At 60.4% G+C, this 16,999-nt stretch carries 12 protein-coding genes and 1 tRNA gene; 6 read left to right on the top strand and 7 right to left on the bottom strand.

The window, feature by feature from the left end; genetic code table 11:
* Nucleotides 1–409: 409 nt before the first annotated feature.
* Nucleotides 410–889 carry a deoxycytidylate deaminase gene (locus JCM17207_RS03215; protein WP_238316223.1) on the bottom strand — a complete coding sequence of 160 codons (480 nt, stop codon included), beginning with the start codon at nt 887–889 and terminating at the stop codon, nt 410–412.
* A gap of 270 nt (nt 890–1,159) precedes the next feature.
* Between JCM17207_RS03215 and JCM17207_RS03220 the strand changes: the two genes are divergently transcribed.
* The 5 genes from JCM17207_RS03220 to JCM17207_RS03240 all read left to right on the top strand — a co-directional run bounded on the left by JCM17207_RS03220 (nt 1,160) and on the right by JCM17207_RS03240 (nt 8,321).
* Nucleotides 1,160–3,244: an elongation factor G gene (locus JCM17207_RS03220; RefSeq protein ID WP_238316224.1), complete on the top strand. Its 2,085-nt coding sequence runs from the start codon at nt 1,160–1,162 to the stop codon at nt 3,242–3,244.
* 515 nt (nt 3,245–3,759) lie between these two features.
* The gene (locus tag JCM17207_RS03225; RefSeq protein WP_238316225.1) at nt 3,760–5,061 is read left to right on the top strand and encodes a hypothetical protein; all 1,302 of its coding nucleotides are present in this window, start codon (nt 3,760–3,762) and stop codon (nt 5,059–5,061) included.
* 267 nt (nt 5,062–5,328) lie between these two features.
* The gene (gene greA, locus JCM17207_RS03230) at nt 5,329–5,811 is read left to right on the top strand and encodes a transcription elongation factor GreA (RefSeq protein WP_238316226.1); all 483 of its coding nucleotides are present in this window, start codon (nt 5,329–5,331) and stop codon (nt 5,809–5,811) included.
* Nucleotides 5,812–5,828: 17 nt separating this feature from the next.
* Nucleotides 5,829–7,787 carry a lysine--tRNA ligase gene (gene lysS, locus JCM17207_RS03235; protein ID WP_238316227.1) on the top strand — a complete coding sequence of 653 codons (1,959 nt, stop codon included), beginning with the start codon at nt 5,829–5,831 and terminating at the stop codon, nt 7,785–7,787.
* Between the two features lie 159 nt (nt 7,788–7,946).
* A complete protein-coding gene (locus JCM17207_RS03240) occupies nt 7,947–8,321 on the top strand; it encodes a PH domain-containing protein (RefSeq protein WP_238316228.1) in 375 nt (124 codons plus the stop codon).
* Between the two features lie 151 nt (nt 8,322–8,472).
* On the opposite strand, the gene JCM17207_RS03245 is transcribed toward JCM17207_RS03240, so the two are convergent.
* The 6 genes from JCM17207_RS03245 to JCM17207_RS03270 all read right to left on the bottom strand — a co-directional run bounded on the left by JCM17207_RS03245 (nt 8,473) and on the right by JCM17207_RS03270 (nt 15,620).
* Nucleotides 8,473–9,165 carry an LrgB family protein gene (locus JCM17207_RS03245; RefSeq protein WP_238316229.1) on the bottom strand — a complete coding sequence of 231 codons (693 nt, stop codon included), beginning with the start codon at nt 9,163–9,165 and terminating at the stop codon, nt 8,473–8,475.
* A complete protein-coding gene (locus JCM17207_RS03250; RefSeq protein WP_238316230.1) occupies nt 9,165–9,521 on the bottom strand; it encodes a CidA/LrgA family protein in 357 nt (118 codons plus the stop codon). Before JCM17207_RS03250 ends, JCM17207_RS03245 begins: the two co-directional genes overlap by 1 nt.
* Before the next feature lie 137 nt (nt 9,522–9,658).
* A tRNA-Pro gene (locus JCM17207_RS03255) sits at nt 9,659–9,736 on the bottom strand.
* Nucleotides 9,737–9,837: 101 nt separating this feature from the next.
* Complete coding sequence (gene uvrA, locus JCM17207_RS03260) at nt 9,838–12,705, bottom strand: excinuclease ABC subunit UvrA (protein WP_238316231.1); 2,868 nt, start codon at nt 12,703–12,705, stop codon at nt 9,838–9,840.
* Entirely contained in the window at nt 12,692–14,749 is a 2,058-nt protein-coding gene (uvrB, locus tag JCM17207_RS03265) for an excinuclease ABC subunit UvrB (protein ID WP_238316232.1), read from the bottom strand. Before uvrB ends, uvrA begins: the two co-directional genes overlap by 14 nt.
* Nucleotides 14,750–14,870: 121 nt before the next feature.
* Entirely contained in the window at nt 14,871–15,620 is a 750-nt protein-coding gene (locus JCM17207_RS03270; RefSeq protein ID WP_238316233.1) for a JAB domain-containing protein, read from the bottom strand.
* A gap of 205 nt (nt 15,621–15,825) precedes the next feature.
* Here JCM17207_RS03270 and JCM17207_RS03275 point away from each other — a divergent pair, with 205 nt between their 5' ends.
* Nucleotides 15,826–16,818, top strand: a complete 993-nt coding sequence (locus JCM17207_RS03275) for an RluA family pseudouridine synthase (protein ID WP_238316234.1) — start codon at nt 15,826–15,828, stop codon at nt 16,816–16,818.
* The last annotated feature ends 181 nt before the right edge of the window (nt 16,819–16,999 follow it).

Raw genomic sequence — 16,999 nt, forward strand, 5'->3', positions numbered from 1 at the left:
AATATGCAGTTATTATAGTCCCGGAAGGCCGCCGGGTCAAGATGTTTATTGAAATCCTGTCCGCGCAAAGTAAAACCCGGACAAAAAAGGCGCCCGGCACAGGTCTGCACGGGCCCCAAAACCCTGGGGGTTCGCAGCGGTTCCGGCTGTCGCGGCGCGGACCTCGCGGTTTCCACCCAAGCTACGGCGCGGACGAAAAACTGTCGCGGCGCGGACCTTGCGGTTTCCACCCAAGCTACGGCGCGGACGAAAAACTGTCGCGGCGCGGACCTTGCGGTTTCCACCCAAGCTACGGCGCGGACGAAAAACTGTCGCGGCGCGGACCTTGCGGTTCCCGCCCAGGCTACGGCGCGGACGAAAAACTGTCGCGGCGCGGACCTTGCGGTTCCCGCCCAGGCTACGGCGCGGATTAAAGAGTCAACTCAATTTTGCGTTCGGTATTGGTGTAGGGCGTCAGGCGGACACCGGCCTTTTTGAACATGAAGCGGGCTGCCACGCTGGAATCGGAGTCGTGGTACTTGTCGCTGTAATAGACCACCTCCTGAATTCCCGACTGGATGATGGCCTTGGTGCACTCGTTGCAGGGGAAGAGGGTGACATACACCCGGGCCCCTTTCAGGTTGTTGTGGGCGCTGTTCAGGATAGCGTTCAGCTCGGCGTGGCAGACGTACATATATTTGGTGTCCAGGGGCGAGCCCTCTCGCTCCCAGGGCATGGCGTCGTCGTCGCAGCCGATGGGCATACCATTGTAACCCAGAGAGAGGATCTTGTTCTCCGGGCTGACGATGCAGGCCCCCACCTGGCTGCTCGGGTCCTTGGACCGCATGGCGGTCAAAAGAGCGATCCCCATAAAATATTCGTCCCAGTTGATGTAATCGGTGCGCTTCATTGCGGCTCCCCCTTATGTTCCAGCCGCCCGGCCGGGTCAAAGAATGGCCGGGCTGTCGCTGCAATTATAGCCCAAATGCCGACGAATTACAATCAATTTTCCCGCTGGGCGGGCAAAGTGCACAAACCTTTTGTCCGAATTTTGGCGGTCACTTTGCTAAAAAATTGATTCATTCTATTTAAAATTCAGCTTTGTCGTGGTATTATCTTTGTAAAATATGCCACAAAAGCGGAGAGGACGCTCCGCAAGGCGGAAATGAGGGAAGAACCGATGAAATACGCAAACAACAATATCCGCAATATTTTGATTGCAGGCCATGCCGGCAGCGGCAAGACTACGCTGACCGAGGCATTGGTCTATTTTTCGGGCGCTGCTGAGCGTATGGGCCGTGTAGAAGACGGCACCACCGTTTCCGACTTCGACCCCGAGGAGATCAAGCGCAAGACCAGCCTGTCGGCCGCCGTCGTCCCGGTGGAGTATGATGGCATCAAGTACAACCTGATCGACGCACCGGGCCTGTTCGACTTTGAGGCCGGCGAATACGAGGGCATCCGCGCCGCCGAGAGCGTTCTGGTCTGCGTGTCCAGCCGCAGCGGCGTCACCGTGGGCGCCGAGAAAGCCTTCCAGCTGGCCCGCAAGAACGGCAAGGCCACCATGGTTTTCGTCACCAAGAGCGACCTGGAGAACACCAACTACTTCAAGATCCTGGAGGACATGAAGATCAAGTTCGGCTCCACTGTCTGCCCCTGCGTCGTTCCCGCCAAGCTGGACGACGGCACCACCGTGTACATCAACCTGTTCAGCCAGAAGGCGTTCAAGTATGAGAGCGGCAAGCAGATTCAGATTGATCTGCCCGACATCGGCCACCGGTTCCAGGGCCTGATCGAGGCCATGAGCGAGGCCATCGCCGAGACCGACGACGAGCTGATGGAGAAGTTCTTCGGCGGCGAGCCCTTCACCACCGAGGAGATCGTCGAGGGGATGCGCAAGGGCGTCAAGGACGGCCTGATTACCCCCGTTTTCTGCGGCAGCGCCCTGAACCAGCAGGCTCTGGATATGCTGCTGTATAATATGCACAAACTGCTGCCCAGCCCGGCCCACGCCGAGGGCATCATGGCCGAGAACGCCGATGGCGAGCCGGTGGAGCTCCACTGCTCCGACGACGAGCCCTCCGCTGTCTATGTCTTTAAGACCGTGGCCGATCCCTTCGTGGGCAAGCTGAGCTATCTGCGGGTCATCAGCGGCAAGGTCACCGCCGGCATGAACCTGGTGAACGCCCGCACCGGCGAGACCGAGAAACTGGGCAAGCCCATGTTCCTTTCGGGCAAAAAGCAGATTGAGACCGACGCCATCGGCGCCGGCGACATTGGCGCCGTGGCCAAGCTGGTCAGCGCCCGCACCGGCGACACCCTCTGTGATCCCAGCCGTGTGGTGAAACTGCCCGCCCCCGTCTTCCCCCTGCCCAGCCTGTTCATGGCGGTCACCGTGGCTAAGAAGGGCGACGAGGGCAAGATCTCCAGCGCTCTGGCCCGCCTGATGGAAGAAGATCCCACCCTGAGCTACGAGAACAACGCCGAGACCCACCAGCAGATCATCGGCGGTCTGGGCGAGCAGCACCTGGATGTGGTCAAGGCCAAGATGAAGAACAAGTTCGGCGTCGAGATCGGCCTGGAAGCGCCCCGCATCGCCTACCGCGAGTCCATCCGCAAGGCCTGCCAGAAGCAGGGCCGTCACAAGAAGCAGACCGGCGGCCACGGCCAGTTCGGCGACGTTATCATCAACTTCGAGCCCTGCGAGGGCGACGGCGTGGTCTTTGAGGAGAAGGTCTTCGGCGGCAGCGTCCCCAAGAACTTCTTCCCCGCTGTCGAGAAGGGCGTCCGTCTGGCCGCCGAGAAGGGCGTTCTGGCGGGCTACCCGGTGGTGGGCCTGAAAGCCACCCTGCTGGACGGCAGCTATCACCCGGTGGACAGCTCCGAAATGGCCTTTATCATGGCCGCCAAGCTGGCCTACAAGGCCGCTCTGCCCGAGGCTGGCCCGGTGATTCTGGAGCCCGTCCACACCCTGAAAGCCCATGTTCCCAACGACAACACCGGCGACGTGATGGGCGACGTGACCAAGCGCCGCGGCCGTGTCCTGGGCATGGAGCCCGATGAGGACGGCCTGCAGACCATCATCGCCGAGGTGCCCCTGGCCGAGCTGACCAGTTTCACCACCTTCATCCGTCAGACCACCCAGGGCCGCGGCTGGTTTACCACCGAGTTCGCCCGGTACGAGGTTCTGCCCGAGAACCTGGTGGCCGGCGTTGTGGAGCAGGCCAAGAAGCTGGGCAACCTGGACGAGAGCGCGGACGACTGATCCCCCTCTAACCCCTGATCCCTGACATTCCCCCGGGCCCTGTCGGCACTTCCCTCTGCCGGCGGGGCCTTTTTATTCGCGCTTTTTCATCCGCGCCGTAGCTTGGGCGGGGACCGCAAGGCCCGAGTCGCGACAGTCGCAACCCCTGCGAACCCCTAGGGTTTTGAGCTTCGTGCAAACCCTGAATCTCGGCAGTTTTTCGTCTGGGCTGTACCTTGAGCAGAAAACGATAGGCCCACGTTGCGGCAGTCAAAGGTTCTGTAAAACATCGAACGAGCCGCGCTCCGGTTAGCAATCGAATAACAGAAAGTGGCTTAAAAATCATCCGCAGATGCAAAGAACAGCCGAGCGGAACCGAAATTCACTATTTATCGTCACCTTCTTTGATTTTGTCTTGACTAGGATATTGACAATACTACCCCACTTCCGGTATTCTTTATTATAAGAAAGTCCCTTCCCCATCAGCCGGGGGCCGTCCCCGGCGCAGTCTTAGTCCAGAAAAAAAGGAGGTCTCAATGAAGCATCTAAAACGTTGGCTGGCGCTGTCTATCTCGGCGGTGCTGGTGCTCAGCCTGTTAACAGGCTGCAGTGGAAACATTCGTTCGAACGTCCTGTTCCGTCTGCTGAAAGACGAGCTGGAAAACGTCCAGGTAGATACGGATTCCGACTTTGACCGGGCGTTGAAAACTGCCATCCAAGAGGGCGGAGCCAATGCCGAGGATGTTCAGGCCGCGCTGGCCAAGGAGCTGAACCTAGCCCCTTACCAGGTAGATTTCTCCATTCCGGCTCTGGAAATCGCCACCCCTGGACAGCAGGCCGTGAACGTGGTCTTTGTTTCGGACAGCGATATCAATATCGCCGCCATGCGGGCCGCTGTTCAGTGGCAGTTGGTTTTGCAGGGCCTGCCTAAGGAGGACCAATACTCCGCCCGGGTTAGTGCTGTCCGCTCTGGCAGCGGCTATTTCCTGGCCATTCATTTGACGGTGGAACAGATTGGCAATCAGGGCGGCGACGAACCCTCGGAGCCTGCCCCGATAACAACTCCTGACGAACTTGTAACCGCCATTCAGGACGCCATTGAGAACAACAGTACGAGACCCATTGTCCTGACGTCAAAGTATAAGCCCGGCAACTTAACGACAGTAATTTTGGCAGACGCTGGCATCCAAGGCGGCACCCTGGACTGCGGCGGCGTAAGGATTGTGATCCCCGAAAATGTCACCATTGAAGGTGGACTCTTTACTAGAATCGAGGCAGAGGTCACACTGAAAAACCTAAATCTCGAGATTCGGGGGAAGGTTACTCACACAGGAAGAGATGCCGCTGCGGGTGGTATCGCGTGGTACAATTCCGGGATTATCGAGGATTGTCACGTAACTTTGAGTGGTACCGGCAGTATTTTCGCTGAAACCACTCAACCCGGCTCCCAAGCCCGTGCTGGCGGCATTGCAGGAGTTAACGATGATGACGGCCAGATCATAAGCTGCACACTTACCGGCGGCAGCATTACCGCTGAGGCCGTTGATTTGTATGCCCGTGCTGGCGGCATCGCGGGATTTAATGACGGTACCATCAGCGGTGACAGCAATGTAGTCTGTGCAGTTTCCGATTGTGTCATCAAAGCCCGTACCTCCAGCTCTTCTGCTTTCGCGGGAGGCATCGCGGGGTATAATTCTTATAAAACAATCCAAAACTGCAAGGTCAGTGATAGCACCATCATCGCCGAAGGCAGCAGACAATACGCCGATGCGATTGCGGGCAATGAAGTCTATGACAAGGATACCTGCACCCATACCAACGTCAATGTTACCCTGTAATCTCTGAACACTCCCTGTAATCCCCAAGCGCCCTGCTGAAAAGCGGGCGCTTTTTTGTTCGCGCTGTAATTGATTGGAAAAGGACGACCCCGCGCCGCAGCAGCCGCAGATTCTGTAAACCCCATTTGTAATTATCAATTGTGTATCGCCCTGTTTCGGTTGACAACCCCCCGGCTTGCTATTATAATGGATAGGTCAAAATGGCATTCGTATGCGGCCCGCCGGGCTGCAAGTGAATTGATAATTTTTAAGGAGAGATTCAGACCTATGGCACAAGAAATCGTAATGTCTGCCGCCGGCCTCAAGGCCGTGCAGGAAGAACTGGAATACCTCAAGACCGTCCGCCGCAAGGAACTGGCCGAGGAGATCAAAGAGGCCCGCAGCCACGGCGACCTGTCTGAGAACAGCGAGTACGACGAGGCGAAAAACACCCAGGGTCTGGTCGAGAACCGCATCACCGAGCTGGAGCAGATGGTCAAGAACGCCCGGGTCATCGACGAGAGCGAGCTGAGCGTGGACAGCGTCTCGGTGGGCACCCACGTCACCATCCAGCTGGAGGACGAGGACCCCGAGGAGTACGACATCGTGGGCCGCACCGAGGCTGACCCCCTGAGCGGCAAGATCAGCGACGAGAGCCCCGTGGGCCACGCTCTGCTGGGCAAGGCTGTCGGCGAGGAGGCCGATGTCCTGCTGCCCTCCGGCCACACCGTGGTCTACAAGGTCCTGTCCATCACCCACAGCAAGAACTGATCCGAGGGAGGACACCAATGGAAGAAAAGAAGAATAACCCTGCCGCCGGCCCCAGCGAGAGCGAGCAGGTGCAGGTCCGCCGCCAGAAGCTGGCCGACCTGCAGGCCGCCGGCCAGGACCCCTTTGTCCTGACCAAGTACCCCCAGGACGCCTATTCTGCCGACCTGAAGGCTGAGTTTGCCGAGCTGCCCAACGAGGCCGACGCCGGCAAGACCGTCTGCCTGGCAGGCCGCATGATGTCCAAGCGGGTCATGGGCAAAGCCAGCTTTGCCCATCTGCGGGACGATAAGGGCGATATCCAGCTCTACGTCCGCCGGGATGAGCTGGGCGAGGAGCCTTACGCCGCCTTCAAGAAACTGGACGTGGGCGATGTGATCGGCGTCAAGGGCGAGGTGTTCCGCACCAAGACCGGCGAGCTGAGCGTCCGTGCCCTGGAGATCACCCTGCTGGCCAAGAGCCTGCGCCCCCTGCCCGAGAAGTTCCACGGCCTGACCGACACCGAGACCCGCTACCGCCAGCGGTATGTGGACCTGATCGCCAACCCCGAGGTCAAGGACACCTTCGTCAAGCGCAGCCAGATCCTGAAAGAGATCCGCGCCTACCTGGACGAGAAGGGCTTTTTGGAAGTGGACACCCCCATCCTGACCCCCTTTGAGATCGGCGCTTCGGCCCGTCCCTTCATCACCCACCACAACACCCTGGATATGGACATGGTGCTCCGCATCGAGACCGAGCTGTACCTCAAGCGGCTGGTGGTGGGCGGCATGGACCGCGTCTACGAGGTGGGCCGCATCTTCCGCAACGAGGGCATGGACCCCAAGCATAACCCCGAGTTCACCTCCATCGAGCTGTACCAGGCGTTCACCGACTTCCACGGCATGATGGACCTGGTGGAGGAGCTGTATAAGCGGCTGGCCCTCAAGATCTGCGGCAGCCTGGTGATCCCCTACCAGGGCAAGCAGATCGACATGGGCCACTGGGAGCGGCTGACCATGATCGAGGCCGTCAAGAAGTATTCCGGCGTGGATTACTACGACTGGCAGTCGGACGCCGACGCCATCGCCGCCGCCAAGGCCCACAACGTGGAGCTGCCCGAGGTTCCCACCAAGGGCGCCATCCTGGCCGAGTTCTTCGATGCTTTCGTTGAGGACAAGCTGATTCAGCCCACCTTCATCTACGATTACCCGGTGGAGATCAGCCCCCTGGCCAAGCGCAAGCCGAACGACCCCGCTTTCACCGAGCGGTTTGAGTACTTCATCGACTGCACCGAGTACGGCAATGCCTTCAGCGAGCTGAATGACCCCATCGACCAGAAGGGCCGGTTCGAGCGCCAGGTGGCCGAGCGGAAGGCTCTGGAACCCAACTGCAAGGCCCAGGTGGACTACGACTACGTCACCGCCCTGGAGTACGGCCTGCCCCCCACGGGCGGCCTGGGCTTCGGCGTGGACCGTCTGGTGATGCTGCTGACCGACTCGGCTTCTATCCGGGACGTGCTGCTCTTCCCCACCATGAAGCCCCTGGACGCCCCCAAACCCGCCGAGGAACCCAAGGCCGAGGCCGCCGCCCCGGCTGCTTCTGAGCCGGTAAAGGCCCCCGCCCTGGATCTGTCCAAGATCAAGGTGGAGCCCCTGTTCGAGGAGTTTGTGGACTTCGAGACCTTCGCAAAGTCCGATTTCCGTGTGGTAAAGATCGAGGACTGCACCGCAGTACCCAAGTCCAAGAAGCTGCTGAAGTTCACCCTGAACGACGGCACCGACCGCAAGCGCACCATCCTGAGCGGCATCCACGAGTACTATGAGCCCGAGCAGCTGATCGGCAAGACCTGCGTGGCCATCACCAACCTGCCCGCCCGCAAGATGATGGGCATCGACTCCGAGGGCATGCTGATCTCCGCCGTCTACGAGAACGACGGCCACGAGGGCCTGAATCTCTTGATGCTGGACGACAACATCCCCGCAGGCGCAAAGCTCTACTAAGCGCCGGGGCGCCACTCGCCCAAACAACTGAATCACCAAAACGCCGCCGGGGCCCGCCCTGGCGGTGTTTTTATTTCCAGGGGGCCAAAATCCCGACCATGGACAGCCGCCCTTTGGGGTGCTATAATGGGCCTAACGCTAGAATAGGAGGTCACCCCCATGATTGACTTTGAAAACTCTGAATTCCTCAAACTGCGTGCCGTGGACCCGAGCTCTTTTTCCGCCGCTCTGAATCCCCTGCTGATTCCCGGTGAGGAGATTGTCGCCGGGTTCAAGACGGTTCGGGACGGGGTCGTCTTTACCAACAAGCGGGTCATTGCCATCAACGTCCAGGGCATCACCGGGAAAAAGGTGGATTACACTTCCCTGCCCTATAAAAAGATCCAGAGCTACTCGGTGGAGACTGCCGGGATGTTCGACCTGGATGGCGAGCTGGAACTCTGGTTCAGCAGCGTGGGCCGGGTGCGGTTCGAATTCTCTTCCGGGTCCGATCTGCTGCAAATCTGCGCCCTGATCTCGGAACAGGTTCTCTAAAAAAATCAACACCAGCAAACAAAATGGCCGCCCCGGAGGGAACCCTCTGGGACGGCCATTCATTTTATAGTTTCCCCCTCCCAAAAACCGGGGAGAAAGACAACGAAAGATGACTGCAAAATTTTTTCGCGGTCAAAGCCGGCGGGACGAATTACAGGAACTGCGCAAAGGCCGAGGCGGTCACCACCGTGACCAGGCCGGCCACGGCCACCGCCAGGCTGCTCATGGCGCCCTCCACCTGGCCCATCTCCATGGCCTTGGCGGTCCCGATGGCGTGGGAAGCGTTCCCCAGCGCCAGGCCCCGGGCCACCGGCTCCTGAATCCGGAACAGGGCGAACACACCCTCGGCGATGACGCTGCCCAGGATGCCGGTTACCACAATTGAGGCCACCGTAATGGTCACAATGCCGCCCAGCTCGTCCGAAACCCCCATCCCGATGGCGGTGGTAATGGATTTGGGCAGCAGGGTGACATACAGCTGATGGTCCAGCCCAAAGGCCAGCGCGCAGCCCAGCACCCCCACCATGCTGGCCAGCACCCCCGCCGCCAGACCGCAGAGGACCGCCGCCAGGTTTTTCCGCAGCAGGGACAGCTGCTCGTACAGAGGCACCGCCAGGCAGACGGTGGCCGGGGTGAGCAGGTAGGACAGATACTGGCCGCCCGCGTTATAGCCCGGGTAATCCACCCCCAAAAGGGCGTTGATCCCGATCACACAGGCCGCCGCAATGAGCAGCGGGTTCAGCACCGCCAGCTGGAATTTCCGCCGCAGCAGCAGCCCCACTTCATAGGCCAGCAGGCTGACCCCCGCGCCATAAAACAAAGAATCGCCCCAAAAACCTCTCATCACTGTCCCTCCTTTTTCCGGCGGATCACAAACTGGGTCACCACGCCGGTGACCGTCATCACCAGCACAGTGGTCAGCAGGGTGGTGGCCGCCACCGGCCCCAGCACCGGTTTCAGGCTAGGCCACGCCTCCGTCAGCCCCACCGACGCCGGGATAAACATTACCGGCATGATCTCGATCAAAAAACCGGCGGCCTGCCGTACCTGCTCCACCTGGATCAGCCCGGTGCAGAGGAAAATCAGCATCAGAATCAAGCCGTATACGCTGGCCGGAACAGGCAGCGGCAGCAAAAAATGCAAAACCTCGCCCAGAAACGAAACCAGCAGGATTCGGGTAAACTGTTTGAGAAGAGACATATTATACTCCCCCGTGATTTGAAATTTATGCAGCAAATCCAGCCCGTGAAGAGACTGGATCATGTGCCAAAAGTTTTTGGGGCGGCGCCGGCCCGAACAAAGCAAAAACGACAGGTTCTCGAAAGAACCTGTCGTCTTGGTCCGAGTGGCGAGAATCGAACTCACGGCCTCTTGAACCCCATTCAAGCGCGCTACCAAAACTGCGCTACACCCGGATATCTCATGCCGCCGGAGTGTTTCTCGTGGCGACATGGGGTATTATACGCTTTTTGGGCGAATTTGTCAACTGTTTTTTGGGCCGGAATTAAAACTTTTTTTATTCTTCTTCCGGCGCGGGTTCGGCCCGCTGTTTGTCCCGCTCCAAAAGGGGTTTCAGGTACTGGCCGGTAAAGCTTTCGGGCACCGCCGCCACCTGCTCGGGGGTGCCGGTGGCCACAATCAAACCGCCCGCGCTGCCCCCCTCGGGGCCCAGGTCGATGATATGGTCGGCACACTTGATGAGGTCCAGGTTGTGCTCGATGACGATCACCGTGTTGCCCGCATCCACCAGCTTTTGCAGCACCTCGATCAGCCGGTGGACGTCCGCAATGTGCAGGCCGGTGGTGGGCTCGTCCAGGATATACACCGTCTTGCCGGTGGAGCGCCGGGCCAGCTCGTTTGCCAGCTTGACCCGCTGGGCTTCGCCGCCCGAAAGGGTGGTGGCGCTCTGCCCCAGGGTCACATATCCGAGGCCCACGTCCAACAGAGTCTGAAGCTTGCGGTAGATCTTGGGCTGATTGGCAAAGAAGGTACAGGCCTCCTCCACCGTCATGTTCAGCACGTCCGAGATGGTTTTTTCCTTGTACTTGACCTCCAGGGTCTCCCGGTTATACCGCGCCCCCTTGCAGACCTCGCAGGGGACGTAGACATCGGGCAAGAAGTGCATCTCGATCTGCAAAATGCCGTTGCCCTCGCAGGCCTCGCACCGGCCGCCCTTAACGTTGAAGCTGAACCGCCCTGGCCCATAGCCCCGCATCTTGGCGTCCTGGGTCTCGGCGAAGACCGACCGGATGTCGTTGAACACCCCGGTGTAGGTGGCGGGGTTGGAGCGAGGGGTCCGGCCGATGGGCTGCTGGTCGATGCCGATGACCTTGTCCACATATTCCAGCCCCTCCACCCCATCGCTCTTGCCGGGGCGGCTTCGGGCGCCGTTCAGCTCTCCCGCCAGGGTTTTATACAGAATCTCGTTCACCAGGCTGGATTTGCCGCTGCCCGAGATACCGGTGACGCAGATGAACTCCCCGAGGGGGAAATCCACCGTGATGTTCTGGAGGTTATTCTCCCGGGCGTTCACCACCCGGAGGACCTGGCCATTGCCGGGGCGGCGGGTGGCAGGTACGGCGATCCGCTTGCGGCCCGAGAGGTAGTCGCCGGTGATGCTCCGCTTGGCGCGGCAGATGTTCTTGACGCTGCCGGTGGCCACGATCTCGCCGCCGTGGACGCCCGCGCCGGGGCCCACGTCCACGATATAATCCGCTGCCCGCATGGTGTCCTCGTCGTGCTCCACCACGATCACCGTGTTGCCCAGGTCCCGCAGGTGTTTGAGGGTGTCGATCAGCTTGTTGTTGTCCCGCTGATGCAGGCCGATGGAGGGCTCGTCCAGCACATAGAGCACCCCGGAGAGGGCGCTGCCGATCTGGGTGGTGAGCCGGATCCGCTGGCTCTCGCCGCCCGAGAGAGTTCCCGCCGACCGGGCCAGGGTCAGATAATCCAGGCCCACGCTCTGCAAGAACTCCAGCCGGCTGCGGATCTCTTTCATGATCTGGCCGCCGATCTGGCGCTCCCGCTCGGTGAGCTTGTCCTCGTTCTGGTGGATGAACTCCAGCTCCTGGCGGATGGACATCTCGCAGAACTGGCTGATGTTCAGGCCCCCCACCGTCACCGCCAGCACAATGGGTTTGAGCCGCTGGCCGTGGCAGTCGGGGCAGTCCACGCTGGACATGACCCCGGCGATCTCCTCCTTGATCCACTCGCTGTTTGTCTCCCGGAACCGGCGTTCCAGGTTGCCCACAATGCCCTCGAAGTCGTTGAAATACTGCCCGCTGCCGAACTCGTTGGTCCGGTGCATCTCGAACTTTTCGCCGTTGGTGCCGTAGAGCAGGGCGTTCAACGCCTCGGTGCTCATATCCTTGATGGGGGTGTCCAGGGTGAAGCCGTACTTTTTGCCCAGGCCCTCGAAATACATCTCGCTGACGCTGCCCTCGGCGTAGTACCAGCCGCTGGCCTTGATGGCCCCTTGGCGGATGGAGAGGGTCCGGTTGGGGATGATCCGGTCCGGGTCCACCCGCATAAAGATGCCGAGGCCGGTACATTTTTCACAGGCGCCCTGGGGATTGTTGAAAGAGAAGAGCCGGGGGGTCAGCTCCCCGATGGAAACCCCGTGCTCCGGGCAGGCGAAATTCTGGCTGAAGGTCATGCACTCGCCGCCGATCACGTCCACTTCGGCGATGCCGTCCGCCAGGGCCAGGGCGGTTTCCAGGCTGTCAGCCAGCCGGCTGCGCACCCCTTTGCGGAGGACCAGACGGTCCACTACGATCTCCACCGTGTGCTTGATGTTCTTTTCCAGGGTGATCTCCTCGTCCAGGTCGTAGAGATTGCCGTCAATCTTGACCCGGGCGTAACCGGCCCGCCGGGCGGCGTCCAGCTCTTTTTGCTGGGTGCCCTTGCGCTGGCGGACCACCGGGGCCAGGATCTGGAACTTGGTCCCCTCTTCCAGCTTGAGGACGGCGTCCACCATCTCGTCCACGCTCTGCTGGGTGATGACCCGCCCACAGACCGGGCAGTGGGGCACGCCCACCCGGGCGTAGAGCAGGCGGAGATAATCGTAGATCTCGGTCACAGTGCCCACCGTAGAACGGGGGTTGTGGCTGGTGGTTTTCTGGTCGATGGAGATGGCCGGCGAAAGGCCGGTGATCTCGTCCACGTCGGGCTTGTCCATCCGGCCCAGGAACATCCGGGCGTAGCTGGAAAGGCTCTCCACATACCGGCGCTGGCCGTCGGCGTAGATGGTGTCGAAGGCCAGGCTGGATTTGCCGCTGCCGGACAGGCCGGTCATGACGATCAGCTTGTCCCGCGGCAGGGTCAGGCTGACGTTTTTCAGGTTGTGCTCCCGGGCACCCTTAATGACGATTTTATCGTTTGCCACCGTATTTTCTCCCTCTTCTCTGTGTCTGTGCGTGGTTGGCCCGACGCTCGGTCTCGGCCTGGGAATCGCTCGTGGGGTTTTCGCCCCGGCGCAGCCGGTCGATCTGATCCCGCAGGAAGGCCGCGTGCTCGAACTCCAAGAGCTTGGCCGCCTCTTTCATCTCCCGGGTCAGCCGCTCGATGGCCGCTTCCCGCTCCATCTTGCCCATCCGGCGGGTGTTGAGCTTGGCGTTTTCGGCCTTGTCGCTGATTTCGATGGAGTCCCGAATCTCCTTGACAATGGTCTTGGGGACAATGCCGTGGGCCTCGTTGTAGGCCATCTGGATGCTGCGGCGGCGCTCGGTCTCGGTGATGGCCCGCTCCATGCTGTCGGTGACCACGTCGGCGTACATGATGACCATACCATCGGCGTTCCGCGCGGCCCGGCCGATGGTCTGGATCAAGCTGGTCTCACTGCGGAGGAAGCCCTCTTTGTCCGCGTCCAGGATGGCCACCAGGCTCACCTCGGGCAGGTCCAGGCCCTCACGCAAAAGGTTGATGCCCACGATCACGTCGATGTTGCCGAGACGCAGGTCCTTGATCAGCTCCATCCGCTCGAAGGTATCCACCTCGTGGTGCATATATTTGACCTTCACCTTCTGTTCGGTGAGGTAGTCGGTCAGGTCCTCGGCCATCTTTTTGGTCAGGGTGGTCACCAGAACCCGCTCGCCCCGGGCGGTGCGGGTGCGGATCTCGCCCAAGAGGTCCACCACCTGGCCCTCCACCGGGCGCACCTGGATCAAGGGATCCAACAGGCCGGTGGGGCGGATCACCTGCTGGGCGATCCGGGTGGAGTGCTGGCGCTCGTACTCGCCGGGGGTGGCCGAGACAAAGACGATCTGATTGAGCTTGGACTCCACCTCCTCGAACTTGAGGGGGCGGTTATCAAAGGCCGAGGGCAGCCGGAACCCGTATTCCACCAGGGTTTTCTTCCGGGCGTAGTCGCCGCCGTACATGGCCCGCACCTGAGGCAGGGTCACATGGCTCTCGTCGATAAAGAGGAGGAAATCCTCCGGGAAATAGTCCAGCAAGGTGGTGGGCATACTCCCCGGGGCCCGGCCCGAAAGGACGGCGGAATAGTTTTCGATCCCTTTGCAGACCCCCACCTCGTTGAGCATCTCGATGTCGTAGTTGGTCCGCTGGGCGATCCGCTGGGCCTCGATCAGTTTGCCCTCGGCGGTGAACTTTTTCACCTGCTCGTCGCACTCGGCCCGGATCTTCTCCAGGGCGGCGGCCTTTTTCTCGGCGCTGACGATATAGTGGCTGGCCGGGAAGAGGGCTACATGTTTGACCACGTTTTTCTTGGCGCCGGTGAGGGGGTTGAACTCGGTGATCCTCTCCACCTCGTCCCCGAAGAACTCCACCCGGATGGCAAGCTCGCTCATATAGGCGGGGTAAATATCTACAATGTCCCCATGGACCCGGAACTTGTTTCGGACAAAGTTCACGTCGTTCCGCTCGTATTGCAGGTTTACCAGCCGGCGGCAGAGTTCATCCCGGGGTAGCTCCATGCCCGGGCGCAGGCTGATGACCATGCTCCGGTAGTCGATGGGGTCGCCCAGGGAGTAGATGCAGGAGACCGACGCCACAATGATCACGTCCCGCCGTTCGGACAGGGCCGCCGTGGCCGAGTGGCGCAGACGGTCGATCTCGTCGTTGATGGCGCTGTCCTTCTCGATATAGGTGTCGGTGCTGGGGATATAGGCCTCGGGCTGGTAGTAGTCGTAGTAGGAGACGAAATACTCCACCGCGTTCTCGGGGAAAAACGCCCGGAACTCGGTGCACAACTGAGCGGCCAGGGTTTTATTATGGGCCAGCACCAGGGTGGGGCGGTTGCACTGGGCGATGACGTTGGCCATGGTGAAGGTCTTGCCGCTGCCGGTAACACCCAAAAGGGTCTGGCACCGGTCCCCCTGCTGCACCCCCTGCACCAGCTGGGCGATGGCCTCGGGCTGGTCGCCGGTGGGGGCATAGGCGGACACCAGCTTGAATTGTTGTTCTGCCATTCTGGAACTACCTCGTAAAAAGATGGTTTATTTACCACAAATAGTTGTACCATATGCTTTGATTATATCACGTTCCGTTTATAATGTAAACGGCAAAGGCCCGATTATCCCCTGTTTGGGGTTATTTTTGGGTGCGGCGGGGCGAGCGGGAGGCCAGCAGCACCTGGCCGCTGTGGACATCGTAGAGGGGCATCCGGTTTTCCTGCCGAAGGGAGCAGTATTCGGTCTCGGTGACGATCACATGATCCAGCAGCTGGATCTCCACCATCGCCAGGCCCCGGACAATCTCCTCAGTGGCGGCCAGATCCTCCCGGGAGGGCAGGACATTGCCCCCGGGGTGGTTGTGGCTGAGAACCACCCCGCTGGCCCCCATCCGCACCGCCTCGGCGACCACTTTCTTGACGGGCAGACCCACCCGGTCGGCGCCACCCGAACCCACCCAGGCGGTGCGGCCAATCCGCCCCTGGTCGTCCAGGGCCACCAGCAACACCTCTTCCTGGCGTTTGCCGTGGAACTGGGCCATCAGGTACTCCCCGATCTGTTCGCTGGTGGTCAGGCGGCGTCTCTCCTTGGCGCAGCTGCGGCGGTAATACCGGCTGAACGAGGGCAGAAGATGAATCAGCCGGGCGGTGGCGGGGCCCACCCCCTCGACGGCACACAGCTCTTCTTCGCTGGCCTCCAGCACCCCGGCAAAACTGCCGAACCGCTCGATCAGGGCGTGGGCGATGGGGTTGGTGTTCTTGCGGGCGTTGGTAAAATAGAGCAAATATTCCAGCGCCTCGTGCTCGGCCAGGCTGTCAAAGCCGTAGTCCCGCACCCGGTCGTGCATCCGCTGGCGATGCCCGCTGTGAATTTGTTTTTTCTCGGCCATCTGGTTCTCCCAAAAGCAGCTGGCGGCCCAGCTGCGGCTCCTTTTGCAGGGTTTTCGTGTTCCATTTAATAGTACTTTGCCGGAACAAAAATTACAAGCGTTCCCGGCATTTTTTTGCCCGGCGGGCGGTTGACTTGGCCGGAAAAGTATATTATTATGGGTCCGATCTGACCACACCACCATTCAAGAGAACGGAACCTGAGCTATGAAACAATTTACTGCCACCGAAAACGATGCGGGGGTGCGGCTGTCCCGGTTTGTCCAGAGCGTGACCACCGGTCTGCCCACCAGCCTGTTATACAAGAGTTTCCGCAACAAGCGGATCAAAGTGAACGGCAAGCGGGCCGCCCCCGAGGACCGGCTGGCCGCCGGGGATTTGATCGAGCTGTACATCAACGACGAGTTCTTCCCCCCCGAAAAGGCCGCCGCCCCCCAGAAGCCCAAAAAGGCCCCGCCGGCCCAGCCCAAGGTGACGGTAATCTACGAGGACGAGAACATCGCCGTCCTGTATAAACCCGCCCACCTGCTCTGCCACAGCGACCGCACCGGGGACGCCAATCTGGTGGACGCCTTCGCCCAGTATCTGACCCAGAAGGGGGAGTACGACCCCCATGGCGAAAACCGTTTTGCCCCCAGCTGCTGCAACCGGCTGGACCGGGGCACCGAGGGGCTGGTGATCGCGGCCAAGAACTACGCCGCCCTGCGGGATATGAACGAGATCATCCGCACCGACCGGCTCAAGAAGGAATATTACACCATCACGGTGGGGGTGCCCAAAAGCGGCCGGTTCACCGCCTGGTGGGAACACGACGAAAAGGCCAACAAGGTGAGCATCCACGCCCACCCCGACCAGGCGGGCCGCCGGAAAGAGATCATCACCGACGTGGATGTGCTGGAAACCGCCGGGCCCTATGCCCTGTGCAAAATTGGGCTGATCACCGGGCGGACCCACCAGATCCGGGCCCATCTGGCCTATCTGGGGCGGCCGGTGCTGGGGGACATCAAGTACGGCAACCGGAAGATGAACCAGCGGGCCGGGGCCAAAACCCAGGCTCTCTGCGCGGTGCGGATCAGCTTTTTGGAGATCCCGCCCGAGAACACCCTCCACTATCTCACCGGCAAGGTCATCAAACTGAAAGACCCCGCCATCCTCAAACAGTTCGCAGCCCTGGACAAAAACCGGGCAGAAAACGTCTGAATATACAAAACAGCCTCCCTTGACCCAGCGGCCTGAACCGCTCCAGTAAAAGTAGACAGTGAAAAAAGAAGGCCTCCTGTGGTAGAATAAAACTACTACAGGAGGTCTTTGCTATGCCCAGAAAATACAGCCACATTCAGGAACACGAGAAAGAGATCCTGGAACTTCGCAGCCAGGGAAT

The organism is Faecalibacterium gallinarum (genome assembly GCF_022180365.1).
In the GTDB taxonomy this organism is placed as follows: Bacteria; Bacillota; Clostridia; order Oscillospirales; family Ruminococcaceae; genus Faecalibacterium; species Faecalibacterium gallinarum.